1 protein-coding gene and 1 pseudogene are annotated in these 655 nt (G+C 69.3%); one reads left to right on the top strand and one right to left on the bottom strand.

What is annotated here, in order from left to right; translation table 11 throughout:
* Positions 1 to 315, bottom strand: a 315-nt coding sequence (locus tag A5646_RS22175) for a Dyp-type peroxidase domain-containing protein (RefSeq protein ID WP_197505259.1), incomplete at its 3' end; no start/stop codon positions are given.
* A 166-nt stretch (positions 316 to 481) separates the two neighbouring features.
* Between A5646_RS22175 and A5646_RS22170 the strand changes: the two are divergent.
* Positions 482 to 655, top strand: a pseudogene (locus A5646_RS22170) (M18 family aminopeptidase); the annotation flags it as partial.

Here is a 655-nt window from a genome sequence, read left to right as displayed (position 1 = left end):
CAGCGAGCCGGCCCGGACCACGAAGTAGCGGCCCGGTTCTTCCGGCCACCGTTGAGCCTCGTTCAGTTCGGTGAACCGGTGCAGTTCGGCGGGCCGCGGTCCGGAGAACAGGCGGTCCCACGCGTCGGAGCCGATCGAGGCGATCGCCGACAACCGCTTCTGCGGTTCGCGGAAGCCGATCGCGCGCACCAGTCCCGGAATCTCGGGCAGCGCGTCGTGCACCGTCGCCTCTCCGCCGTCGTCGATGGTGACCACCAGGAAGATCGCCGCGGGCGTCAACGGCGCGAGGATCGGTTGCGGCTGGACGGGGGGCACTCTGAGGACCCTAGCGTGGCGACGGTGAGCGCCGAAAGCGGAGCGAGCAAGGAGCGCGCAATCGGACCTCGCGTGGCGACGGTGAGCGCCGAAAGCGGAGCGAGCAAGGAGCGCGCAATCGGACCTCGCGTGAAGTCCGTGACCGCGGACAGCCATGATGATCAACATGTCGGCCAGCGCCGCAGGCCTCTGCGATTTCATCGACGCTTCCCCCTCGCCATTTCATGCCTGCGCCACGGTCGGCGCGCGGCTGACCGCCGCCGGGTTCACCGAACTGAACGAGGCTCAACGGTGGCCGGAAGAACCGGGCCGCTACTTCGTGGTCCGGGCCGGCTCGCTG

The sequence above is a fragment of the Mycobacterium sp. 1245499.0 genome, from assembly GCF_001673615.1.
GTDB classification, from domain to species: domain Bacteria; phylum Actinomycetota; class Actinomycetes; order Mycobacteriales; family Mycobacteriaceae; genus Mycobacterium; species Mycobacterium europaeum_A.
This window is presented reverse-complemented; position numbering and strand designations above follow the sequence as displayed.